Here is a 22,730-nt window from a genome sequence, read left to right as displayed (position 1 = left end):
CTATGGAAAAGAAACCGAACCTTTGCGTCCAGACCGACCTCCCCGGCTTGACCTTGCTCCGCCGGGGAAAGGTGCGCGACCTGTACGCCTATGGGGACGAACTCCTGATCGTGGCGACCGACCGCATCTCCGCCTTCGACGTCGTCCTCCCCACCCCCATCCCCTGGAAGGGGGCGGTGCTGACCCAGTTGTCGCGCTTCTGGTTCGGCATGATGCGCGACCTGGTCCCCAACCACCTGGTCAGCGCCGACGCCGGGGAGTTCCCCCCGGACCTCCAGCGCCACCGCGAGGTCCTCGACCTGCGGAGCATGCTGGCGGTACAGGCCGAGATGTTCCCGATCGAGTGCGTGGCGCGCGGCTACCTGGCCGGGTCGGGGTGGACCGAATACCGGGAAAGCGGCACGGTCTGCGGCATTCCCCTCCCCCCGGGCCTGAGGGAGTGCGACCGGCTCCCCGAACCCGTCTTCACCCCGGCCACCAAGGCGGAGTCGGGGCATGACCTGAACATTTCCTACGCGGAGGCCGCCCGGATGATCGGGGAGGACCAGGCTTCCAGGCTCCGGGACCTCACGCTCCAGATCTACGCGCGGGCGGCGGAGTACGCCCTGTCGCGCGGCATCATCATCGCCGACGTCAAATTCGAGTTCGGCGTCTACAACGGCGAAATCATCCTGTGCGACGAGGTCCTGACGCCGGATTCGTCCAGGTTCTGGCCCCGCGACCGGTACGAACCCGGCAAAAGCCAGCCTTCCTTCGACAAGCAGTACGTCCGGGATTACCTGGAGGAGATCCGCTTCAACAAGCAGCCGCCGGCCCCCGAACTCCCACCCCGGGTGGTGGAGGGGACCGCGGCCAAGTATCTCGAAGCCTACCGGCTCCTGACCGGTTCCCCTCTGATTTAGGGAGGGGAGAATTCGGGAACACAGGTTTCACAAATGGGTTTTTTTATTTGTGAAACCTGTGTAACCTTGAGGCCATGCTTTCAGCCCAGTGGACCTATTTCGACGTCCTGTTCGCCGGAATCGTGGCCGTGTCCACGCTCCTGGCCCTGCTCAAGGGCCTGGTGCGCGAACTCGTCAGCCTCGTGGCCCTGATCGCCGGTTTCCTTCTCGCCGTCTTCTTCTACCCGGTCCCGGCCGAGCGCCTGATCGATTTGTTCCGGACCGAAGCGATCGCCAACCTGGCCGGCTTCCTCCTCATCTTCCTGGGCACCCTGGCGGCGGGGGCGCTCGTGTCCTTCGCCCTGAACCGGTTCCTGAAGGCGGCCGCGCTCAAGGGAGCCGACCGTTTCCTGGGCTCCATTTTCGGCTTCGTGCGCGGGTGGGCCATCTGCTCCATCCTCGTTCTCGCCCTCATCGCCTTCCCGGTGAGGGAAAACATCATGGCCCGGTCGGTCCTGGCCCCCTACCTGCTCGGGGGCGCCAGCGCCGCCGTCCGGCTGACGCCCCGAAGCCTGAAGGACAAGTTCCACGCGCACTACAGGAAGGTCCTCGAGGCCTGGAACCGCCAGAGGGGGGAGCCGTGAGCGACACCCCCCGCCCCCCGAGGCTCAAGGAGCGCCTGGAGGCCCTCTGCGCGGAGATGGTCGAAAAGGGGATCCTCTTCACCGAAGCCATGGAGCAGTTCGAACGCTGCTTCATCTCCGAGGTGATGCGGCGCAACAACGGGCACCTCCAGAAGACGTCGGCCGCCCTGGGCATCCACCGCAACACCCTCTCCAAGAAGGTCAGCCTGGGAAAGATCCCGAGAAAACAGCGTTAGAACTTGAACACCAGGTCGAGCTGCAGCCGGTGGAAATCGTCGGCGCCCGCGGCCGTCCCCAGCTTGTTGAGGAAGCAGGTGGCGCCCGCGGTGAAGTTTCTGGCCACCTGGACGTCGACGCCGAATTCGCTCCCCTTGCCGTCGGTCCCGCCGCCGATGAAATCGCTGTCGGTAAAGACGCCGAGCACCGCGTCCTTCTCGATGTTGCGGTAGTTGTAGCGGAGCTCCCACGATCCGGGATCCTTGAGCTTGCCCGCCCTGGCGCCGACGAGCCACCCCTCGTTGCCGGCGATCTCCCCCTCGGCCACGTTCTTCACGTAATCGACGAAGACGGCCACCGGGACGCTTCCGGCCTGGATCTTCAGCTCGCCGAACAACTCCACCAGGTCGTAATCGTGCAGGTAGCGCCCCGCTTCATCGACGCTGTTCCCGAAGGGGTCGTCGGAATCGAAAATCGGGCTCTGGCCCCGGGCGTTCTCATAGTTGTAATAAGCGGCGCCGGCGGTAAAGGACCCCTTTTTATCCGGGAAGGCGAGCTCGACCCCCCCCTGGGCTCCGAACAGCCAGGTGTCGACGTCGGAACTCCGCTCTTCGACCCAGAAGCCGCCGATATTGGTGAAAAGCTTCACGCCGCCGCTTTTCCCGGAATATCTGAGGGCGCCCCCTTCGGGGTTCAGGTCGCTGTCCCAGATCAGCTCGGTTCCCCCCGGCGTGTAATAGGGGTTCTGGATCTTCCCCCCGAGGAGGTGCAATCCCGGAGCCCGCTGGAACCCCAGGTCGAAGTAAGCCAGATCGAGGCGGATGTCCTTGGTGGAAAATCCGCCGTCCAGGCTTTCGTTGGTGGAAACGGGATCGGCCGAGCCGCTGGCGAGCTGCAGGCCGACGAGGACGTTGTCGCTCGGCCTCGCCTCGACGCCGAAGCGGGCCCGGATGCGATGCCGGTTACGCGCATCCCGATCCTCGACCTTTATGGTTTCGTGCCGGTAGCGGAAGTCCCCCTTGAGTTTCACCTTGTCCGTCCAGGAATCGGCCGCACCCGCCGCGGCCGGCAAAAGCAGCATCCCCAGGCTGATCACCCCGACTGTTCCTCTCATCGATCGTCTCCTTGACAGGTCCTGTTCCCGTCCCTCGCGCCCGACACCCGGGCCGCCGGGATTCCTCCTCGAGACAGCGGGAAAGGTACCCGGGCTCCGTTAAGCCTTGATGAATGCGCCGTGAATATTTAAACAAATCCGGACCGGACCGGAACCGGAATCGGCGAAAATCGTGGCTTTCGGCCCCCCCCCGTGTTATTCCAGACAGGACAGGACACCAGCCAGGGAGGAAGACAGTGAAGACAGGATACGCCGCGATCATCGCCCTTCTCGTTCTCACGCCGATAGTGCGGGCGGGAGACCCGGAAATCAAGAACATCATCCTCATGATCAGCGACGGCCAGGGATTCAACACCGTGCGCGCGACGGAGTACTACACCGGCCGCAAGGCCGTGTACGAACGGTTCGAACACCGCTGGGCGATGCAGACGCATTCGGCCGGCCACCGCAACGGGTACACCGGAAGGCCCTACGACCCGGCCGCGATGGCGGCCGATTTCAACTACGCCAAGAGCGGCGCGACCGATTCCGCGGCGGCCGCCACCGCCCTCTACACGGGCGTCAAGGCGTACGACAACGAAATCAACGTCACCCCCGGCGGAACTCCCCTCGAAACCCTGTTCGAAAAGGCGGCACGCGCGGGGAGGAGCATCGGGGCCGTTTCGAGCGTCCCCTTCGTTCACGCCACCCCGGCCGCCGTCTACGGGCACAGCCGGAGCCGCATGAATTACCCCGCCCTCGCAAAGGAGGCGATCTACGGCCGCGAGCCCGGCGCGCACAACACGCACTACGACGCGCAGAACCACCACGGCATGCTGAAGGTGATCCTGGCCCCGGGGAACCCTGAATACGACAACGACGCCGGCCGGCGTTCCCTCCCCTCCTACGGCCTCATCGGCGACGAATCGCACTGGCGCGACCTGTCGGCGGGCGCCAACGGCTGGACCCTCATTTCAACCCTGACGGAATTCGAGGCCCTCGGCCGGGGGAATACGCCGGACAGGGTCTTCGGCCTCCCGCACGTGTACGAGACGCTCCAGCAGCGGCGCGGCAGCCGCGCTCCGCGCAACGACAAGACGCCCCCCCGGGCGGTTCCCGCCAACAATGACGTTCCCGACCTGGCGACGATGACGCGCGGGGCCCTCAACGTGCTCGACAACAACCCGGCGGGGTTCGCCCTCATGATCGAGGGGGGAGCCGTCGACTGGGCCAACCACGACAACCACGCCGGCCGGATGATCGAGGAGCAGATCGATTTCGACCGCGCGGTGGAGGCCGTCGTCGAGTACCTGGACCGCGACACCGGGGGCAACAACTGGAGCAACACGCTGCTCGTGGTCACCGCCGACCATGAGTGCGGCTATCTCTGGGGGGACGGGCGGGTCGACGGGTCCACCTTCTTCGACGTCGACGGCAACGGGACTTTCGACCACGGCGTCGATTACGCCCACGTCAGGGACAACGGCGCGGGCCGCCTGCCGGAACTCTGGTACCACTCGGGCAGTCACAGCAATACCCTCGTCCCCTTCTACGTCCGCGGGGCCGGGAGCGGCCTTTTCGAGCGGTATGTCATCGGGGTGGAGCCCAACCTCCGGAAGATCTACGACCTCGACGAGGGGTGGTCGGGGAAATACATCGACAACACCGCCATCTTCAGGTTGCTCGAGAGCGGTTCCTTCTTCAGGGAGCGGCGCGCAGAGTAGGGGCCGCAGAAGGGGGACGGGGACGCGATGCCGCCGCTACTGCTCTTCCCGGAATTTATAGCCGAAACCGCGCACGGTCTCGATCCACTCGCCGTATTTTCCCAGTTTCCGGCGCAGGGACATGATGTGCACGTCGATGGTCCGCTCGAGCACGGTGACGTCCGAGCCGAGCGCCCCCTCGATCAGGGCCCCGCGCGAGTGGACGAACCCCGGGTGGGCGGCCAGGAACTCGAGCAGCCGGAACTCGGTCGCCGTCAGCTCGATCTTCCGGTCCCCGCAGATCACTTCGTGGCTCGCGCTGTCGATCGAGAGCTCCCCCCGCTTGATCCGCTCGGCCGGCTGCTGGTACCCGGCGGAGCGGCGCAGGAGGGCCTTCACCCGGGCCGTCAGCTCGCGCGGGCTGAAGGGCTTGGTCACGTAGTCGTCCGCCCCCAGTTCGAGCCCCACGACCCGGTCCGATTCCGCCGACTTCGCCGTCAACACCAGGATCGGCACGTGGGCCGTCTGCGCCCGGCGGCGCAGCTCGCGGCAGACCTCGAGCCCGTCGATCCCCGGCAGCATCAGGTCCACGATCACGAGGTCGGGCTTCTCCTTGAGCGCCGTGGACAGACCGGACTCCCCGTCCGCGGCGCCGAGAACCCGGTACCCCTCGCTCTCCAGGTTGTAGCGGACGAGCTCGACGAGGTCGCGCTCGTCGTCGATCACCAGCAGGGTGTTCCTGGCCATGGTCAGGCCTCCGCTTCGGGCCGGCGGGTGTCGCTCTCGTGGCTGTGGCGCACCTCCCGCCCCTCGACCAGGTAGATCACCTCCTCGGCGATGTTGGTGGCGTGGTCCCCCACCCGCTCGAGGTTGCGCGAGATCAGAATCAGCGCGAGCGCCCGCTCGATCGTCCCCGGGTCCGCCATCATGTAGGTCAGCAGCACCCGGAAGATCTGGTCGCGGTAGGCGTCCACCTTCTTCTCCTCTTCGAAGACCCGCCCGGCCAGGGCGCAATCCCTCGCCACCAGCGACTCGAGGCTGTCCTTCACCATCCCCTCGGCGATTTCGCCCATGACCGGCAGGTCCACCAGCGGCTTGAGCGGGGGCGCCGCGAGCAGGTGCCGGGCGTTTTCGATGATGTTGACCGCCTGGTCGGCTATGCGCTCGAGCTCCGTGGCGATCCGGGAGGCCATGAAGAGGAAGCGCACGTCCCCCCCGACCGGCTGCTGCAGCGCCGTCAGCTTGACCGCCGTGTCGTCGATCTCGATCTGCAGCTCGTTGACCTCGTGCTCCATGCGCTCGACTTCGGCGCCCAGCGCCCCGTTGCGTTCGATCAGAACCCGAAGCGCCGTCTGCAGCATCGATTCCGCCAGGCGCCCCATGAGCAGGAGCCGTTCCTGCAAGCCCTGTATCTTCCCCTCGAGTTGACGCATCATCCGAACCTCCCGGAAATGTACTGCTCCGTCTTCGGGTCGGAGGGTTTCGTGAACACCGTCTGGGTTTCCCCCACTTCGACCAGCTCCCCGAGGAGCATGAACGCGGTCCGGGTCGAGATCCGGGCCGCCTGCTGCATGTTGTGGGTGACGATGACGATGGTGTACCGCTCCTTGAGCTCCAGCATCAGCTCCTCGATCCGCGCCGTGGCGATCGGGTCGAGGGCGCTGGCCGGCTCGTCCATCAGCAGGACGTCGGGCTGGACCGCCAGCAGGCGCGAGATGCAGATGCGCTGCTGCTGCTCCGGCGCCAGCGCCAGCGCCGAGGCCCCCAGGCGGTCCTTCAGGGTGTCCCACAGCCCCGTGGCCCGCAGGCTCTGCTCCACCCGGCGCTCGAGTTCCTGCCCGCCGGCGAGGCGGTGGATCCTCGGCCCGTAGGCGACGTTCTCGAACACCGAGAGGGGGAAGGGATTGGGACGCTGAAACACCATCCCCACCCTCTTGCGCAGCTGTCCGAGGTCGATCGGGCCGGTGTAGATCGACCTCCCTTCGAGGAGAACGTCCCCTTCGACCCGCACGCCGGGGATCCGCTCGTTCATGCGGTTGATGACGCGCAGCAGCGTCGATTTGCCGCAGCCGGAGGGGCCGATGATGGCCGTGATGGCCCGGGGCGGGATCCGGAGGGTGACGTCGATGAGGGCGTGAAAGCTCCCGTACCAGAGGTTCAGGGACCGGGTCTCGATCATGGTTTCCATAGGCATACGGGGTTCCATGGGGCGGTTATCCGAACCTCCCCGTGATGTAATCGGCGGTCCTGGGATGGGCCGGGGTGGTGAAGAGGTCGTGGGTCGGCCCGATTTCGACGAGTTCGCCGAACAGGAAGAAGGCGGTACGGTCCGAAGCCCGCGCCGCCTGCTTGACGTTGTTGGTCACCAGGATCACGGCCAGCCGGCTTTTCAGCTCCTGGAGCGCCTCCTCGATCTTCGCGGTGGAGATCGGGTCGAGGCCGGAGCAGGGTTCGTCCAGCAGCAGGACCCGGGGCTCCAGGGCGAGCGAACGCGCCAGGCAGAGCCGCTGCTGCTGCCCCCCCGACAGGTTGCGCGCCGGCTCGTTCAGCCGGTCCTTCATCTCGTCCCACAGGTAGGCCGCGCGCAGGGAGTTTTCCACCTGCTCGTCAAAGCCGTTGCGTCCCCGGGCGACGAGGCGGATGCCGAAGACCAGGTTCTCGTACACCGTCATCGGAAGCGGCGTCGGGACCGAGAAGACCATCCCCACCTGCCGGCGCAGGGCGGCCACGTTGAGGTCGCCGACCGGCCGCCCGTCGAGCAGGACCCGGCCGGAGACGGCCAGGTCGAGGTCGAGGTCGGCCATCCGGTTGAGGCAGCGGAGAAACGTCGTCTTCCCCGCTCCCGCGGGTCCGATGATGGAGACGATCTCCCCCCGCCGGGCCGAGAGGGTGATCCCCTTGAGGATCTCGTCCTTCCCTGCCCGCACCCGCAGCCGTTCGGTCCCGATTTCGCAGGGCGCGGGGGTTTCCTCCCCCCGGGGTTTCGGTTTATCGGCCATGGCGCAGCCTCTTGCGGATCTGGGCGCGGATCATGATCGCGCTGAAGTTGAGCAGGAAGGTCAGGCCCAGCAGCACCAGCACCGTCGCGTACAGGATCGGCTTGGTCGCCTCCACGTCGGGGGACTGCGTCGTCATCACGTAGACGTGATAGCCCAGCTCCATGAACTGGCTGTTGAGCCGGGCCGGCAGTTCGGGGAGGAAGTAGGCCGCCCCGGTGAACATCACCGGGGCCACTTCCCCCGAGCCCCGGCTGACGGCCAGGATGCCTCCCGTGAGGATGCCGCCGACCGCTTGGGGGAGCACCACGCGGCGGATCATCTGCCACCGGGTCGCCCCGAGGGAATAGGCCACCTCGCGGTAGCCCTGGGGGATCGCCCGGAGCGCCTCTTCCGTCGCCACCACCACCGTGGGCATCGTCAGGAGCGCCATCGTCAGGGCCGCCCAGACTATGGCCGGCTGGCCGTAGACCAGTTCCCCGCCGTAGAAGACCCGGTCCATCCCCCGGCCGATGAACTCGATGAAGAACCCGAGCCCGAAGAGGCCGAATACGATGGCGGGGACCCCGGCCAGGTTCTGGATCGCCAGCCTCACCGCCTGGACGAGGCGCGAACGCTTGGGCGCGTATTCGTGCATGTAGATGGCCGTGGCCACCCCGAGCGGGATCACCGCGATCGTCATGAGCACGACCAGGGCGAAGGTCCCGAAGATGGCGGGGAAGATCCCTCCGCCCGTCATCCCGGTCTCCGGCGCCCTGGTGAGGAAGGAGAAGGTGACGGTGCCCAGGCCGTGGATCACGATGTCGCCGAGGATGACGGCCAGCATCAGGACGATCAGGACGCAGGCAAGGATGCACAGGGATTGAAAGGCGCCCCCGACAAATCTCGTTCGGTCGACCATGGCTCAGGATGCCCCCTGGAGCTTCTTCTGCAACCGCCCCACCCACCAGTGCCCCAGCAGGTTGATGGCGAAGGTGATCACGAAAAGGAAGGCGCCGATGAAAAAGAGGACGTGGTAATGCGGGCTCCCCACGACCACCTCCCCGAGCTCGGCCGCGATCGTCGCGGAAAAGGTGCGGATCGAATCGGTGGGAAGCCACGAGAGGATGGCGGCGTTGCCCGACGCCATCAGCACGATCATGGTCTCGCCGATGGCCCGGCCGAAACCGAGCACGCAGGCCGCCAGGACCCCGGGCATCGCCGCCGGGAGGACGACGCGCGACGCCGTCTGCCAGGAGGAGGCGCCCATGGCCACCGACCCGTCCCGGTAGGCCTGCGGCACCGAGGAGAAGGCGTCCTCGCAGACGGTGTAGACGATGGGGATCACCGCGAGGCTCAGGCCGATCCCCGCCGTCATGGCGTTCAGGCGGAAGGTCCACCCGAACGCCCCCTGCAGCCAGTCGGCCAGCACCATCAGGCAGAAGAAGCCGACCACCACGCTCGGGATCCCGGCCAGGAGCTCGATGGCGGGCTTGACCGTCTCGCGCGCCCAGGCCGGGGCGAACTCCGCGGTGTAGAGGGCGGCCAGGACCGCGAGCGGGATGGCGATCAGCGAGGCGATGATGGTCACCTTCAGCGTCCCGGCCAGCAGCGGCAGGAGCGAGTACTTGGGAAGTTCCGAGACCGGCTGCCAGGTGTACTCCTCCCCGGCCCCCCCGCCGGCCGACTGGGGCAGGAAGAGGTTGCCTATGTTGGCCTCCTCCTGGATTTCGGCCGAGGTGAAGATCGGGAGCGCCTCCTTGCCGATGAAGATAAAGATCAGAATCAGCGACACGATCGCCAGCATCGCGCTCCCGGTGATCAGAACCCTGGCCACCCGGTCGCCCCACGCCCCCGATCGTCCCGCCGCATGCATCGTCCGGCAGCCGCTTCTTCGGTCGCGCATCGGCCTATTTCCAGACCAGGGGGTAGTACCCCACCTTTTCGCAGATTTCCTGCCCCTCCGGCGTCAGCACCCAGTCGATGAACTGTTTGGTGGTCCCCTGCGGGGCGCCGACCGTGTAGAAGAAGAGCTGGCGCGACAGGGGATAGGTCCCCCGCTCCACCGTTTCGATCGAGGGGAGCACCCCGCCGGCCGCCTCGTCCGCCTTGACGGCGACGGGCCGGATTCCCGAGGCGTAGGCGATCCCGCCGTAGCCGATCGAGGCGGGGTCCTTGCTGACGGCGTTGACCACGGCGGCGGTGCCGGGGAGCGTCTGGACCTCCCGCCCGAAGTCCTCGTTATCGAGCACGTGCTCCTTGAAGAAGACGTAGGTGCCGGAGTTGTTCTCGCGGCTGTAGACGACGATCCTGCGGTCGGGGCCCCCCACCTCGCTCCAGTTGCGGATCCTGCCGGTGTAGATCGCCTTCAGCTGCCCCAGGGTCAGCGCCTCCACCGGCGAGGACTCGGGGACATAGATCGCGATGCCGTCCAGGGCCACCGGGATCTCGACCACCTCCCGACCGTGGCGCTTGCGCACCATCTCCTTTTCCTTCTCCTTCATGGGGCGGGAGGCCTCGCAGATGTCGGTCCCGCCGTTGATCAGGGCGGCGATCCCCGTCCCCGACCCGCCCCCCGTGACCTGGATCCGCTCCTCCGGGTGCTCCTTCATGTAGGTCTCGGCCCACCGCTGCCCCAGGATCACCATCGTGTCCGAGCCCTTGATGGTGACCGTCCTGGCGGCCGACCCGCCCCCGCCGCAGCCCGCAAGGGCGACAGCCGCTCCCAGCACACCCAACCATCCCGATATCTTCATCTGCCCTCCTAAACTCAATTCTGGTAGATATTTACATTACCTTCGTTAAGCCTTTATAAGGAGAGTGTTAAGATTCGGTTAAGTTTGCCCCTCCCCGTCGCGACACACGAATGACTGCAGGAATTCCCGCGGCGTGAGCACGCCCAGGGAGGCCTTGCGGAAATCCCGGACATTGCGTGTGATGATGCTGTCCAGGCCGTTATTGACCGCGATGAAATGCTCGACCCCGTCCTCGAAGTCGGGAAAACCGGCGCTCGCGGATTCCCCGATTTCTCGTTGGGTGAAGGGCAGGATCCGGATGATGGAACCGATCCGCTGGATGGCCAGGAGCGCCCTCTCGTGTTTCGACAGCTTTTTGAGGATATAGTAGATGTTGGCGATGACGAGGCTCGAGGTGAATCCCTCGACCTGGTTTTGCTCGCACAGGGCCAGAATCCGGTTTGAGTAAACCGCATGCGGCTTCCGGTCGAGAATGGTGTCCAGAAAAACGTCGGTGTCGATGAATATCCGCGCCTTCATAGATATTTTTCGCTGACCGATTCAGCCACCAGGTCCATGTCTTCCCCCGGTGCCTCCACCCTCACCATGCCGGCGAGCCCGGCGGTGATCGGGGGCATGCCGTGCCGGCCGGATACGTCGTCGGAGGCGAGCGACGAGAAGTAGAACTCCACCAGCTTTGAAAGGCTGATGTTCTGTCTGCTGGCATATCGCTTGGCTTTTTGGATCACCGCCTCGTCCAGGGCCAGTGTTAGTTTGACCGCCATCTCCTTCACCCGCTGCACGTATATTATGTTTAACAGACATACGTATTATATCACCAAATTCGCCGTGCCAGTTCGGCCGTGCCGGGTCCCGCCTATGTTTTTTTTTGGAATGGGCACATAATTCCGGCCTCCAGATTGACAAGCCGAAAATCCCTCTTATACTGTTAGCACTCGCCGCGAGGGAGTGCTAACGGCGGGGCCAGCCGGTAAGCAATAGGCAAGTCTTTATAAATGCAACTATTTGGAGAGGAGACACCAAGATGAATGTGAGACCTTTGCACGATCGGGTTCTGGTAAAGCGGATGGAAGAGAAGGAAACGGTCAAGGGGGGTATCATCATCCCCGATACCGCCAAGGAAAAGCCGATGGAGGGCGAGGTGATTGCGGCCGGACCGGGCAAGATGATGGATGACGGCAAGCGCGCGGCCATGGACGTCAAGGCCGGCGACCGGATCCTCTTCGGAAAGTACTCCGGGACGGAAATCAAGATCGACGACCAGGAATACGTCATCATGCGGGAAGACGAAATCCTCGCGGTTCTCGCATAACCCAAAGCAATACAAATACATAAGGAGTAGGAGACTATGGCTAAGGAAATCATTCACGGCGAGGAATCCCGCCAGGCGATTCTGCGCGGCGTCAACCAGCTGGCGAACGCCGTAAAGATCACGCTGGGCCCCAAGGGGCGCAACGTGGTGCTGGACAAGAAGTTCGGCTCCCCGACCATCACCAAGGACGGCGTCACCGTCGCCAAGGAGATCGAACTGAAGGACTCGATGGAAAACATGGGCGCCCAGATGGTGCGCGAAGTGGCCTCGAAGACGTCGGACGTCGCCGGCGACGGGACCACGACGGCGACGGTGCTGGCTCAGGCCATCTTCCGTGAAGGCGTGAAAAACGTGGCCGCCGGCGCCAACCCGATGGCGATCAAGCGCGGGATCGAGACCGCCGTGGCCGCGGCGATCGAAGAGCTCAAAAAGCTGAGCAAGCCGGTCAAGGGCGAGATGATCTCCCAGGTAGGGACCGTTTCCGCCAACAACGACAAGACCATCGGCGGCATCATCGCCGAGGCGATGAAGAAGGTGGGCAAGGACGGCGTCATCACCGTGGAAGAGGCCAAATCGATCGAGACCTCCCTGGAAGTGGTGGAAGGGATGCAGTTCGACCGCGGCTACCTCTCCCCCTATTTCGTGACCGACCCGGAGAGGATGGAAGCCGAGTTGGCCGACTGCCTCATCCTCCTGAACGAGAAGAAGGTCAGCTCCATGAAGGACCTGCTCCCCCTGCTCGAGCAGGTGGCCAAGAGCGGGCGCCCGCTCCTCATCATCGCCGAGGATGTTGAGGGCGAAGCGCTGGCGACCCTGGTGGTCAACAAGCTGCGCGGCACGCTGAGCGTCGTCGCCGTCAAGGCCCCCGGATTCGGCGACCGCCGCAAGGCGATGCTCGAAGACATCGCCATCCTCACCGGCGGCAAGGTGATCAGCGAAGACCTCGGGATCAAGCTCGAGAACGTCCGCCTTGAAGACCTGGGCCGCGCCAAGAAGATCACGATCGACAAGGACAACACCACCATCATCGAGGGCGCCGGCAAGCACGCCGACATCGAGGGGCGCGTCAAGCAGCTACGCGTGCAGATCGATGAGACCACCTCCGACTACGACCGCGAGAAGCTGCAGGAACGGCTGGCGAAGCTGGTCGGCGGCGTGGCCGTGATCAAGGTCGGGGCCGCGACCGAGACCGAGTTGAAGGAGAAGAAGGCCCGCGTCGAGGACGCCATGCATGCGACCCGCGCCGCGGTGGAAGAGGGGATCGTCCCCGGCGGCGGCGTGGCCCTGCTCCGCTGCATCACCCCGCTCGAGAAGCTCAAGCTCGCCGACGACGAGCAGGTGGGCGTCAACATCGTCCGCCGCTCCCTGGAGGAGCCCCTGCGGATGATCGCCTTCAACGCCGGGCTGGAAGGCGCCGTCGTGGTCGAGAAGGTGCGCGCGAACGCCGAGGCCAATTTCGGCTTCAACGCCGACACCGAGCAGTACGAAGACCTGGTCAAGAGCGGCGTCATCGACCCGACCAAGGTGACCCGTACGGCCCTGCAGAACGCCTCCTCCATCGCCGCCCTGCTTCTGACGACCGAAGCCCTGGTGAGCGAGATCAAGGAAGAGGAAAAGGCCCCCGCCATGCCTCCGGGCGGCGGAATGGGCGGAATGGGCGGAATGTACTAGCCTCGTAAACCGCGGATGGCACGGATTGCTTTGAAAATCCGTGCCATCCGTGTTTAACTCCCCCCGTGCAACGAGCTCTCTCCTCCCTCCTCATCGTCACCGCCCTCTCGATAGCCACCCTCTGGGCCGGCCTCGGCCGGTTGCCCCTCACCGGGGCGGACGAGCCGCGCTACGCCCGCATCGCAGAGGAGATGCGCCTGTCCGGGCGCTGGGTCACCCCGACGCTCGAGGGGAGGCCGTGGCTCGAAAAGCCCCCGCTCTACTACTGGATCGCCCGGGCGCCCGGCTCCCTGTTCGGCAGCCCCGAGACGGCCGCCCGCGTCGGACCCGCCCTTTGCGCCCTCCTCTCCGCCCTGGCCGTCCTCTGGGCCGGGACCCGGATCTGGTCCCCCCTGGCCGGCCTCCTGGGCGGCGCGATCCTGGTCACGAGCCTCGGCTTCGCCGGTTTCGGCCGCAGCGCCTCGACCGACATGCCCTTTACCTGCTGCCTCACCCTGGCGCTCTCGGTCCTGGCCGTCGCGGTGGAAAAAGACCTCGGCTGGAAGGTGCTGGCCGCCTGGGTCTTTCTCGGCCTGGCCGTGCTGGGCAAGGGGCCGGTGGCCCTCGTTCTCGCAGCGGGGGTAGGGCTCCTCTCCTGGTACTTCGGCGGGAGAGAGGGGATGTTCCGGCGCTGGCGCACGGGTCCGGGGGCAGCGGTGGCGCTGGCCGTATCGGTCCCCTGGTTCTGGCTGGCCTTTCGGGAAAATGGTTACGCCTTCGTCGCCACCTTTTTCGTCAACCACAATTTCGCCCGCTACGTCACCGACATCCATCACCACGCCCAGCCCTTTTACTACTACCTGCCGGTGCTTCTGGCCCTCTTCTTCCCCTGGAGCGGGTGGCTCGTGGCGCTGGCCGGCACAAGCCCCCTCGAGGAACTCCGGCGCTGGCGCCGGTGGCGCCCCGCCCCCCTCTTCATCCTCTGCTGGCTGCTCTTCCCCATCCTCTTCTTTTCCCTGTCGGGGTCGAAGCTCGCGGGCTACATTCTCCCTTCCCTCCCGCCGCTGGCCCTGCTCCTGGGCGCGCGCCTCGCGCCCTGGGTCCGGGAGGGGGCGGAGCCGAGGCTGCTGCGCGCCGCCGTGACCGCCGAGGCGCTCCTTGCCCTCTGCCTCGCCCTGGCGGCGCCCGTCTTCTTCCAGAAGGACTACGGGGGGCACTGGCGCGAGGGGCTCGCGATTTCCCTCGCCGTCCTGGTCCCGGCAGGCTTCGCCCTGTATTACGGCTGGAGGAACCGCCCCCTCGGCGCCGTCCGGGCGACGGCGCTCGGAGGCGCGGCGCTGGTCCTGGCGGTGGTCGTCTTCGCCTTCCCCCTCCTCGGCGATTACCACTCCACCCGGACGATCGCCCGCGAGGCGCTCGCCCTGCGCCGCGGGGAGGAGCCGATCCTGACCTACCGCTTCTTTCACCACAGCCTGCACTACTACACGGGATACCGGGTGGACGCCGAGCCGAAGGACCTCGCTGCGCTGCGGCGGGGGGTCGCCGGCCGTACGGGAGCCCTGGTCGTCACCAAAGCGGAGGGGGCGCGGGAGATCGGTGAGGCGGGCGGCTTCGACACCGTCCCCCTCGCCACGCAGGGGAACTTCCGCCTGGTGCGGATCCTCCCCAAAAGATAACCGCGCGTTGTACCTGCGGCCGAAATCGGTATAATTGGGGCTCCGGCAACCAGGCGGGACAAAACTATGCTCAGAATATACAACACGCTCTCCAGCAGCGAAGAGGAGTTCCGCCCCGTCGAGGAGGGGGTGGTCCGGTTCTACTCCTGCGGCCCCACGGTCTACGACTACGCCCACATCGGCAACTTCCGTACCTTCGTCTTCCAGGACCTGCTGCGGCGCTACCTCCGCTACAGCGGCTACCGGGTGCGGCATGTCATGAACATCACCGACGTCGACGACAAGACGATCCGGAACGCGCGCGCGGAGGGGGTGTCGCTCAGCGACTACACCTCGCGCTACACCGAGGCCTTCCTCGAGGACAGCCGGACGCTCCGGATCGACCCGCCCGACGTCATGCCCCGGGCGACCGACCACATCCCCGAAATGGTGGCCCTGATCCGCAGCCTGGAGGAGAAGGGGTTCACCTACCGCAAGGATGGCTCGATCTATTTCGACATCGCCCGGTTCGAGGGGTACGGGAAGCTGAGCAAGGCCGATTTCAGCGGGGCCCAGGCGGGGGCGCGGGTCGACAGCGACAAGTACGACAAGGCCAACGCCCGCGACTTCGTCCTCTGGAAGGCGAAGAAGGAGGGGGAGGACTTCTGGGAGACCGAGCTCGGCCCCGGCCGGCCCGGCTGGCACATCGAGTGCTCGGCCATGAGCATGAAGTACCTGGGGGAAACGTTCGACATCCACTGCGGCGGGATCGACCTGGTCTTCCCCCACCACGAAAACGAGATCGCCCAGAGCGAATGCGCCACCGGCCGCCCCTTCGCCCGCTACTGGGTCCACCCGGAGTTCCTGATCGTGGAGGGGGAGAAGATGTCCAAGTCGCTGGGCAACTTCTTCACCCTGCGCGACCTGACCGGGCAGGGGTACGCCCCCGAGGCGATCCGCTACCTGCTCCTTTCGGTCCACTACCGCAAGCAGCTCAATTTCACCATGGACGGGCTGCGCCAGGCCTCCGCGTCGATCGCGCGGCTCGAGGATTTCCTCCTGCGGGCGCGGGAAAAGGCGTCGGAGGACGCCCCCACCCCCGAATTCGAAGCCGAGGCCGCCGCCGCCCGCGGAAAGTTCCGGGAGGCGATGGACAGCGACATCAACACCTCCGCCGCGCTCGGCGCCCTCTTCGACTTCGTGCGCGCGGCCAACCAGCGGGACGCCCGCGGGGCCCTGACGGGCGGGGACGCCCGGCTGGCCGTCGCCTTCCTCGAGGAGATCGACGGCGTCCTTGGCATCCTGCGCGGCCGGCCGGAGCTCCTGGACGAGGAGATCGCCCGGCGGATCGAGGCGAGGCAGGAGGCCCGCCGCCGGCGCGATTTCGCCGAAGCCGACCGCATCCGCGACGAGCTCCTGGCCGAGGGGATCCAGCTCGAGGACACCCGCGAAGGGGTCCGCTGGAAGCGGGCCCCGGGCGAAAAGGCGGTGAAATAGGAGGGGGGCGGGCCAAACAATCCCCCCATGACGGCGCCTCACCTGCTCCTGGGCCGGCGCGGGGAACGGCTCGCCTGCCGCTTCCTCGTGCGCGCGGGCTACGACGTCCTCGCCCGCCGCTACCGCGCCCGCTCGGGCGAACTCGACCTGGTCGCCTTCGAGGGGGATACCCTCGTGTTCGTGGAGGTGAAGACGCGCGCGTCGAGGCGTTACGGCGAGCCGTGGGAGTACGTCGACTGGGAAAAGCGCCAGGCCCTGCGCCGCGCGGCCGAGGACTTCATCGCCCGCTTCGACCTCGGCCGGTACGACTACCGCTTCGACATCGTCTCGGTCGTCGGCCGCGAGGTCCAGCTCTACCGGGATGCCTTTTAGGATCCCCCTTGCAGATTTTTTGCATCTCGGGGCTGAAATTCCGTCGATTTATGCTAGAATTTTCTCCTGCCGCAAGAGGGCGGGAATAACTCAGTGGTAGAGTGCAACCTTGCCAAGGTTGAAGTCGCGGGTTCAAATCCCGTTTCCCGCTCCAAAAAACTCTATTTCCACTCTAATCATACGTTTACGATCCAGATGGAAAGCCTCGATCCTGGCGTTGTTGATTCGCGGCGGCGCAAGGATTACGCTTGAGGCATAACCCTGCGGGAGGGAATCGATGGGCCCCGTAAACCTGAAGGAAGCGCGCGCGCGATTGAGTGACCTTGTCCGCGCGGTCGAAAACGGTGAATCGGTGCTGATCACCCGGAGGGGCAGGATCGTCGCCCGCCTCGTCCCGCCGGCTGCATCCCCCGAACATCAAAAAGCCCCGGACCTCGCCCCCTTTCGTGAAGCCCTGGAAATCCGGGAGGATGAAAAGAGTCTCTCGCGCATAGTCATCGAAAACCGCCGCCAAGGCAGATATTGATGGCCTACATCGACACCAGCGTTCTGGTTGCCTACTACTACCCCGAAGCCCTCAGTTCCGCGGCCCAGCTTGAAATCCGGGCAGCTTCGCCACCTGCAAAAAGCATGCTCTGCGAATTGGAATTCATCTCGGCCCTGGCGCTGAAAACCCGCACCGGGGAGCTTCCCGCAGAATCCGCCCAGGTCATCCTGTCGGTATTCCGCCGGCATCGCACGGACGGGATTTACCGAATCCTTCCCATCGAGGATCGGGAATATTCCACAGCATGCAAATGGCTCTCCATGTTCAAAACCACCCTGAGAGCTCCGGACGCGTTGCACCTCGCCGCTGCATTCTCCAACGGCCTCACCCTCATCACGGCGGACAAGGCGCTATCCCAGGCGGCTGACCTGTTCCATATAAGCCACCGGCTCCTTGGTTGAACACAACCTGGAACTTCATGGCGACGAGTTCCGCAACGTAAAACCGTGCTCCCGTGCCTTCTCGGCGACCCACCATCCGATCACGGCCCCCGCGAACGGAAGGAAGAAGTCGGTCACGTCCGGGTAGCGGCCGGCGATGAACCCCTGCCCGAGTTCGATCGCGACCAGGGCGACCAGGAGCACGCTCCAGAACAGGAGGCCCCGTGCCCGGCCGAACCGGATGCGGGAGGCCAGGAAGCCCAGGGGCATGAAGACCAGGAGCGCGTGGAAGACGTTGCTCAGGGCGCTGACGAAGTAGGCCGACTGGTACTGCCGGAAGGGGAGGAGGGCCGGGCGGAGATACGATTCGCGCAGGGTGAAGGGGCTCAGAGCGTCGACGGCATGGGCCGCGAGGAGGAAGAGGGCGTAGAGGACGAAGAGCCTGCCGGGCCGGGGGGAGAGGGTGTACCAGGCGCGGGCGGCCACCCCGATGGCGGCCCCGATCCAGGAAAAAGCGAGGGTGAGAAGGCTCGCCACCCGGGAAGCCACGATCAACTGGCTCATCTCGGTGACCGCGGCCCAGAGGGCCACCAGGAAAAGGGAGAGGGCGCAGGCCGCGCGCACCCGGAGCTTCTGGAGAAGCCCGGCTGCCAGAAAGCCCATCAGGGCGAACTGCGAGGCCAGGATGAGTTCGTCGCCGAGCACCAGGCGCGGGTGGAGGAGTTGACGGAAAATCGCCCGCACGTTCCACCACACGACACCCACGTCGAGGGTGAAGTTGAACGGCTCCAGCGCGTAGACCCAGCTGTAGAGCATCAGCATCAGGAGGGGGAGGGCGCCGGGGACCCGGGCGATTTCCCTGAAGACCGGGCTATGGATCAGCCGGGGCCAGAGGGGCGCCAGCCGGAGACAGAGGAAGAAGCCGGCCGCGGTCCCGAGGGTGTTGAAGACCAGGTCGTTGACCGAACTCACCCGGTTGGGGGTCACGAGCTGCAGAACTTCTACCAGCAGGCTTAAACCAAAACCGGTCGCGAGGGTGGGAGCCAACCGCCGCCCGAGGCAACGGGCCCCCAGGATTCCGATGGGAAGGAACAGGAGGACGTTCTGGACCATGTCGGGGACCGACGCGATCCGTCCGCGGTGGAGATCCCAGAAGGGGAGCCACCGGACGGCCTCCAGGTTGCGAAAGACCCCCTGGAGCGAGTCCACGACATGAAACGGGATCAGGGTGCCGTAGATCACGAATCCGATATAGGCGGCGAACAGGTACTTCCACTTTCCCATGCGTCCCCCGAAAGAAGGCACTGTACACCGATTGGGGAATGGAGGCGAGAAGAATGCCGCGGCGCGCGGCGGGAGAGCCGGCTACGACCCGCGTTTGACCATGACGGTCTTGACCGTTTCGAGCACGATCAGGATGTCGAGGATCCAGGACATGTTCTTGATGTAGAACAGGTCGTACTGCAGCTTTTCGATCGTGTGCTCCAGGGTGTTCGCGTAGCCGTAGTTGATCTGCGCCCACCCGGTGATCCCGGGCTTGACCACGTGGCGCAGGGGGTAATAGGGGATCTCTTCCGACAGCTGGTCGACGAACACGGGACGCTCCGGCCGCGGGCCGACCAGGCTCATGTCCCCCCGCAGCACGTTGTAGAACTGCGGCAGCTCGTCGATCCGCGTCCGCCGGAGGATGCGGCCCACCCGGGTGACCCGGTCGTCCCCCTCCCGCGCCCATACGGGGCCGGTGTCCTTTTCGGCGTCCTCGCGCATCGATCGGAACTTGTACAGGATGAACCCCCGCCCGTCCTGCCCCACCCGTTCCTGCCGGTAGAAGACGGGGCCCCTGGATTCGAGCTTGATGGCGATCATCACCAGGACCAGGAGCGGCGAGAGCGCGAGGAGGAGGAAAAAGGAAAAGAGGATCGAAAAGATCCGCTTCTTGGCCAGCATGCTCTTGGAAACGCCGAAGCCGCTGTTGAAGACCAGCCAGCTGGGCTTGAGGTTCTCGATGGGGATCTTGCCCGCCACCCGCTCGTAAAAGGTCGTGGCGTCCTCGATGGCGATCCCGCGGGTCTTGAAATCGAGCAGCTCCTTGATCGGGAGCTTCCCCCGGCGGTCCTGCAGCCCGACCACGATCCGGTCCACCCGGTGGCCGCCGACCAGCTTGGCCAGGTCCTGGTAGACGCCGATGACGCTCGGGTTCACGATCGACACCCCGACCAGGCCGGGATCGTCGTCCACGAAGCCCACCACCTTGATGCCGAGCTCGGGGTGGCGCAGGATCTCGCGCACCGCCTCGCGCGCGAGGTTGCCCGTCCCCAGCACCAGGAGGTTGGTGCGCGGGGTCCGCACCCGCATGTAGAGCCGGAGCATGGTGTGCCAGAGGACGAGGAAGGCGGAGCAGAGGAGCATGCCGTAAACCAGCCCCACCCGGCTAAGGTCGCCGTGCGGCACGGCGTAGAAGAGCACGGCCAGGATGCACCAGGCGATGATGAGGGACTGGAACAGGCGAAGGACGAAGGCCCGGGAAAGGCGCGAACCCTGGAAGCCGTAAACGTCGTTGAGGTGCATCACCAGCTGGAAGATGACGGCGATCAGGAACGCCTTGACCAGGAGGCTTGCCGGGGGGAGGACCGAATCGGGGACCCGGCCGAAGCGGATGAGGTGTCCCAGGAGGATCCAGCCCATCAGGAGCAGGGTCTCCGTGAAAACGATTCCAAACTTCCTCAACGCCAGGTAACGCCACATAGTATTTCCGCTCTTACCGTTGGAACAACCGTCAATGGACTGATCGGCCAGAAGCCCGAAAGGGTTCAATGAAAACTATGAAATGCCTTGCGCCTCCTTCCAGTATTCTCCCTGCGGATTTTTGGGTTTTTCCGGATCTTCATAATCACTCCGGCCGGTGGTGAGGTTTGATCATTATAAGAGCCGCCTCCCGTCGCCGTCAATAAGATTTATCAAGACGGGGGGCATTCAGGAAATGAGCGAAAGCCCCCGGCAGACATCAGTGACGGTCGAGAACCGGAATTCGCCCAGCAGCCGGTCCACCTTCTTCTGCATCCCGGCGAGGCTCGTGTAATGCCGGAAACGGGAGCGGAGCGGGGCCCGGATCCTTGGCTGGTCGGGGTCCAGCTCCCACGGGTGGAGGTAGACCATGGCCGGCCTCCGTTCGACCCCGTTCACCCGCCGGATGGCCCAGCGCGTCACCCCGAGCGGGAAGAGGCGCAGGTACCCGCCCCCGGCGGCCGGCAGGTTCGTACCCGCCATCCGCACGGTGGTGGGGGGAAACTCCACGATCCCGTTCCTGACGTGGGGAAAGCGCTCGGCGTCCGGGATGCCGTACAGGTCGTGGCGCACCGGAAAGATGGAGGAGTCGATGCGGAAACCCTCTTCGGCCAGCACGTCCAGGGCCCACAGCGTCGGGCGGGTGATCGAAAAGCTGGGAGCCCGGTAGCACTCGACCGGCGCCTGCGCCTGGTCCGCCAGGCAGAGGCGCGCGCGGCGGACATCCTCGCGGAACTCGCGTCGGTCCTGCCGGTGGATGCGCTGGTGCGCGTGGCCGTGACAGCCGATCTCGTGCCCGGCCGCGCCGATCCGCCGCACCAGGCACGGATGGCGCTCGGCCACCCAGCCGAGGACGTAGAACGTCGCCCTCGTCCGGTGCCGCTCGAGCATCTCCAGGATCCGCTCGATGTTCCGTTCGACGCGGCAGGCGTAGCTGCCCCAGTCGGAAGGGGAGACGCAGGAAGCGAAGGCCTCCACGTGGAAATAGTCCTCCACGTCCACGCTGAAGGCGTTGAGCATGCGAGCGTCCTCCGGTTTCGCCGCTCCGGCCCGGACCGCGGCGGGAACGGGCGATTTCGCGTCACGAACTCTCAGGACTTAACCTTACGGTAATAGTACTGGTAATAATACTTCGACGACGTCAGGTGTTTCTGCCGGTTGAAGATGACGCCGCAGATCCGCTCCTTCCCGATCCGGCCGGCCGCGTCCTCCACCAGCCGCGCCGAAGTGGAATTGGCCCTCACCACCAGCACCACGGCGTCGCACAGCGGCGCCAGGAGCACGGTGTCGGAAAGAGACAGCACCGGCGGCGAATCGACGATGACCCAGTCGAAATCGGAGGCCGCCGCCTTCAGGGTCTGTTCCAGGATGGGGGAACTGAGCAGTTCCGAGGGGTTGGGCGGGAGCGGGCCCGACGACAGGAAGGAAAATTGCGGGTTGGTGCAGGTCAGGACCGCGTCCCGGAACGACACGTTCCCCTGCAGGACCTCGGAAAGGCCGACGGAGGAAGCGGAACCGTTGAGGCCGAAACTGATCCCCGAGCGCGGCTTGCGCATGTCGGCGTCGATCAGGAGGACGCGTTTGCCCGGCTCCTGGGCCAGCACCCCGACGAGGCCCGAGGCGGTGAAGGTCTTCCCCTCCTCCGGCACCGTGCTGGTGACCAGGATGGTCTTGATCCCCCTCTGTTTCTGCATCAGCCCGAGGCGCGACCGGAGGAGCCGGAACTGCTCCCCGATCAGGGTCAGGGGGTCCATGACGGTCTTGACCTGGGGGGCGGCGTCGGTGAGATCGAAGCGGTCGTCGCGGCAGAGCTCGAGTTCCTGCGGCACCGGCTCCGCCTCCATTGCCGGCGACCAGGAGGCTTCGACCGGCCCCGGCTCCGCGCCGAAATCGGGCTCTTCCACCTCCGGCTCCGGGGGCAGGATCACCTGCTTCCGTTCCTTTTCGGCCTTTTTCAGAAAATCGAATATTTCGCTCATTTAGCGTTCCGCGGCTCCCTGCCGGCCCAGTCAATAATAATTATCATCCGCCGTAATACCCGTTCAAGTCCGCTATCGGCATTCCGCTCCAGACTCTTTCCCCATTTTCAGGCGCTTTTGAGCATCCCGCCGCTCCGGCCCGGCTTCTTCAGCTGCTTGGCGGGCACCTCGGAAATGGTGGCCAGGACCGGGATCTTGAGCAGCGCCGTGACCTCCTCCTCGCTCGCCAGGGTGGTATCGAGCAGTTCCCGCCCGATGGCGGCGCCGACACCCGCGGCGAGGGCGG

General features: G+C 65.5%; 26 protein-coding genes and 1 tRNA gene. 12 read left to right on the top strand and 15 right to left on the bottom strand.

The window, feature by feature from the left end; genetic code table 11:
• Nucleotides 1–2 precede the first annotated feature (2 nt).
• The 3 genes from GXY47_10445 to GXY47_10435 all read left to right on the top strand — a co-directional run bounded on the left by GXY47_10445 (nucleotide 3) and on the right by GXY47_10435 (nucleotide 1,761).
• Nucleotides 3–902, top strand: a complete 900-nt coding sequence (locus tag GXY47_10445) for a phosphoribosylaminoimidazolesuccinocarboxamide synthase (protein ID NLV31562.1) — start codon at nucleotides 3–5, stop codon at nucleotides 900–902.
• Nucleotides 903–976: 74 nt separating this feature from the next.
• On the top strand, nucleotides 977–1,525 hold the full coding sequence (locus GXY47_10440) for a CvpA family protein (protein NLV31561.1): 549 nt from the start codon (nucleotides 977–979) through the stop codon (nucleotides 1,523–1,525).
• Complete coding sequence (locus tag GXY47_10435; protein ID NLV31560.1) at nucleotides 1,522–1,761, top strand: histidine kinase; 240 nt, start codon at nucleotides 1,522–1,524, stop codon at nucleotides 1,759–1,761. The genes GXY47_10440 and GXY47_10435 overlap by 4 nt, the downstream gene beginning before the upstream one ends.
• Here GXY47_10435 and GXY47_10430 read toward each other — a convergent pair.
• Nucleotides 1,758–2,855 carry a hypothetical protein gene (locus tag GXY47_10430; GenBank protein NLV31559.1) on the bottom strand — a complete coding sequence of 366 codons (1,098 nt, stop codon included), beginning with the start codon at nucleotides 2,853–2,855 and terminating at the stop codon, nucleotides 1,758–1,760. The two genes, GXY47_10435 and GXY47_10430, sit on opposite strands and share 4 nt — an antisense overlap.
• A 236-nt stretch (nucleotides 2,856–3,091) precedes the next feature.
• Between GXY47_10430 and GXY47_10425 the strand changes: the two genes are divergently transcribed.
• A complete protein-coding gene (locus GXY47_10425) occupies nucleotides 3,092–4,558 on the top strand; it encodes an alkaline phosphatase (GenBank protein ID NLV31558.1) in 1,467 nt (488 codons plus the stop codon).
• Between the two features lie 36 nt (nucleotides 4,559–4,594).
• On the opposite strand, the gene GXY47_10420 is transcribed toward GXY47_10425, so the two are convergent.
• The 9 genes from GXY47_10420 to GXY47_10380 form a co-directional block, all read right to left on the bottom strand.
• Complete coding sequence (locus GXY47_10420; GenBank protein ID NLV31557.1) at nucleotides 4,595–5,284, bottom strand: response regulator transcription factor; 690 nt, start codon at nucleotides 5,282–5,284, stop codon at nucleotides 4,595–4,597.
• A gap of 2 nt (nucleotides 5,285–5,286) precedes the next feature.
• Nucleotides 5,287–5,973 carry a phosphate signaling complex protein PhoU gene (gene phoU, locus GXY47_10415; protein NLV31556.1) on the bottom strand — a complete coding sequence of 229 codons (687 nt, stop codon included), beginning with the start codon at nucleotides 5,971–5,973 and terminating at the stop codon, nucleotides 5,287–5,289.
• A complete protein-coding gene (gene pstB / locus GXY47_10410; GenBank protein NLV31555.1) occupies nucleotides 5,970–6,725 on the bottom strand; it encodes a phosphate ABC transporter ATP-binding protein in 756 nt (251 codons plus the stop codon). The genes phoU and pstB overlap by 4 nt, the downstream gene beginning before the upstream one ends.
• Nucleotides 6,726–6,750: 25 nt before the next feature.
• On the bottom strand, nucleotides 6,751–7,536 hold the full coding sequence (locus tag GXY47_10405) for a phosphate ABC transporter ATP-binding protein (protein ID NLV31554.1): 786 nt from the start codon (nucleotides 7,534–7,536) through the stop codon (nucleotides 6,751–6,753).
• Nucleotides 7,526–8,434, bottom strand: a complete 909-nt coding sequence (gene pstA / locus GXY47_10400; GenBank protein NLV31553.1) for a phosphate ABC transporter permease PstA — start codon at nucleotides 8,432–8,434, stop codon at nucleotides 7,526–7,528. The genes GXY47_10405 and pstA overlap by 11 nt, the downstream gene beginning before the upstream one ends.
• 3 nt (nucleotides 8,435–8,437) lie before the next feature.
• Nucleotides 8,438–9,418, bottom strand: coding sequence for a phosphate ABC transporter permease subunit PstC (gene pstC / locus GXY47_10395; protein ID NLV31552.1), 981 nt, complete (start codon nucleotides 9,416–9,418; stop codon nucleotides 8,438–8,440).
• Nucleotides 9,419–9,422: 4 nt separating this feature from the next.
• Nucleotides 9,423–10,268, bottom strand: coding sequence for a phosphate ABC transporter substrate-binding protein (locus GXY47_10390; protein ID NLV31551.1), 846 nt, complete (start codon nucleotides 10,266–10,268; stop codon nucleotides 9,423–9,425).
• A gap of 78 nt (nucleotides 10,269–10,346) precedes the next feature.
• Nucleotides 10,347–10,787, bottom strand: coding sequence for a PIN domain-containing protein (locus GXY47_10385; protein ID NLV31550.1), 441 nt, complete (start codon nucleotides 10,785–10,787; stop codon nucleotides 10,347–10,349).
• Nucleotides 10,784–11,032 carry an antitoxin gene (locus GXY47_10380; protein ID NLV31549.1) on the bottom strand — a complete coding sequence of 83 codons (249 nt, stop codon included), beginning with the start codon at nucleotides 11,030–11,032 and terminating at the stop codon, nucleotides 10,784–10,786. Before GXY47_10380 ends, GXY47_10385 begins: the two co-directional genes overlap by 4 nt.
• A 260-nt stretch (nucleotides 11,033–11,292) precedes the next feature.
• Between GXY47_10380 and GXY47_10375 the strand changes: the two genes are divergently transcribed.
• The 8 genes from GXY47_10375 to GXY47_10340 all read left to right on the top strand — a co-directional run bounded on the left by GXY47_10375 (nucleotide 11,293) and on the right by GXY47_10340 (nucleotide 17,702).
• Nucleotides 11,293–11,580 carry a co-chaperone GroES gene (locus GXY47_10375; GenBank protein NLV31548.1) on the top strand — a complete coding sequence of 96 codons (288 nt, stop codon included), beginning with the start codon at nucleotides 11,293–11,295 and terminating at the stop codon, nucleotides 11,578–11,580.
• 36 nt (nucleotides 11,581–11,616) lie between these two features.
• Nucleotides 11,617–13,251 (top strand): chaperonin GroEL, encoded by a 1,635-nt coding sequence (groL, locus tag GXY47_10370; protein ID NLV31547.1) that lies wholly within the window; start codon nucleotides 11,617–11,619, stop codon nucleotides 13,249–13,251.
• 65 nt (nucleotides 13,252–13,316) lie between these two features.
• Complete coding sequence (locus GXY47_10365) at nucleotides 13,317–14,906, top strand: glycosyltransferase family 39 protein (GenBank protein NLV31546.1); 1,590 nt, start codon at nucleotides 13,317–13,319, stop codon at nucleotides 14,904–14,906.
• A 66-nt stretch (nucleotides 14,907–14,972) separates the two neighbouring features.
• Entirely contained in the window at nucleotides 14,973–16,382 is a 1,410-nt protein-coding gene (locus GXY47_10360) for a cysteine--tRNA ligase (GenBank protein NLV31545.1), read from the top strand.
• Nucleotides 16,383–16,409: 27 nt separating this feature from the next.
• Nucleotides 16,410–16,754 (top strand): YraN family protein, encoded by a 345-nt coding sequence (locus GXY47_10355; protein ID NLV31544.1) that lies wholly within the window; start codon nucleotides 16,410–16,412, stop codon nucleotides 16,752–16,754.
• Between the two features lie 79 nt (nucleotides 16,755–16,833).
• A tRNA-Gly gene (locus GXY47_10350) sits at nucleotides 16,834–16,908 on the top strand.
• 123 nt (nucleotides 16,909–17,031) lie between these two features.
• Nucleotides 17,032–17,280 (top strand): type II toxin-antitoxin system prevent-host-death family antitoxin, encoded by a 249-nt coding sequence (locus GXY47_10345; protein ID NLV31543.1) that lies wholly within the window; start codon nucleotides 17,032–17,034, stop codon nucleotides 17,278–17,280.
• Nucleotides 17,280–17,702 (top strand): type II toxin-antitoxin system VapC family toxin, encoded by a 423-nt coding sequence (locus GXY47_10340; protein ID NLV31542.1) that lies wholly within the window; start codon nucleotides 17,280–17,282, stop codon nucleotides 17,700–17,702. Before GXY47_10345 ends, GXY47_10340 begins: the two co-directional genes overlap by 1 nt.
• A gap of 15 nt (nucleotides 17,703–17,717) precedes the next feature.
• Here the strand turns inward: GXY47_10340 and GXY47_10335 are convergent, their stop codons facing one another.
• The 5 genes from GXY47_10335 to GXY47_10315 all read right to left on the bottom strand — a co-directional run.
• The gene (locus tag GXY47_10335; protein ID NLV31541.1) at nucleotides 17,718–18,965 is read right to left on the bottom strand and encodes a VanZ family protein; all 1,248 of its coding nucleotides are present in this window, start codon (nucleotides 18,963–18,965) and stop codon (nucleotides 17,718–17,720) included.
• 81 nt (nucleotides 18,966–19,046) lie between these two features.
• A complete protein-coding gene (locus GXY47_10330) occupies nucleotides 19,047–20,426 on the bottom strand; it encodes a TIGR03013 family PEP-CTERM/XrtA system glycosyltransferase (GenBank protein ID NLV31540.1) in 1,380 nt (459 codons plus the stop codon).
• 228 nt (nucleotides 20,427–20,654) lie between these two features.
• A complete protein-coding gene (locus GXY47_10325) occupies nucleotides 20,655–21,485 on the bottom strand; it encodes a DUF3473 domain-containing protein (GenBank protein ID NLV31539.1) in 831 nt (276 codons plus the stop codon).
• A 71-nt stretch (nucleotides 21,486–21,556) separates the two neighbouring features.
• Nucleotides 21,557–22,444, bottom strand: a complete 888-nt coding sequence (locus GXY47_10320) for a CpsD/CapB family tyrosine-protein kinase (protein NLV31538.1) — start codon at nucleotides 22,442–22,444, stop codon at nucleotides 21,557–21,559.
• Nucleotides 22,445–22,551: 107 nt separating this feature from the next.
• The coding region (locus GXY47_10315) for a hypothetical protein (GenBank protein ID NLV31537.1) at nucleotides 22,552–22,730 on the bottom strand (179 nt) is incomplete at its 5' end.

The organism is Acidobacteriota bacterium (assembly GCA_012729555.1).
Lineage (GTDB): Bacteria > Acidobacteriota > UBA6911 > UBA6911 > UBA6911 > UBA6911.
Note: the sequence above shows the minus strand (reverse complement) of the source record. Positions and strands in the feature narration are given on the sequence as shown.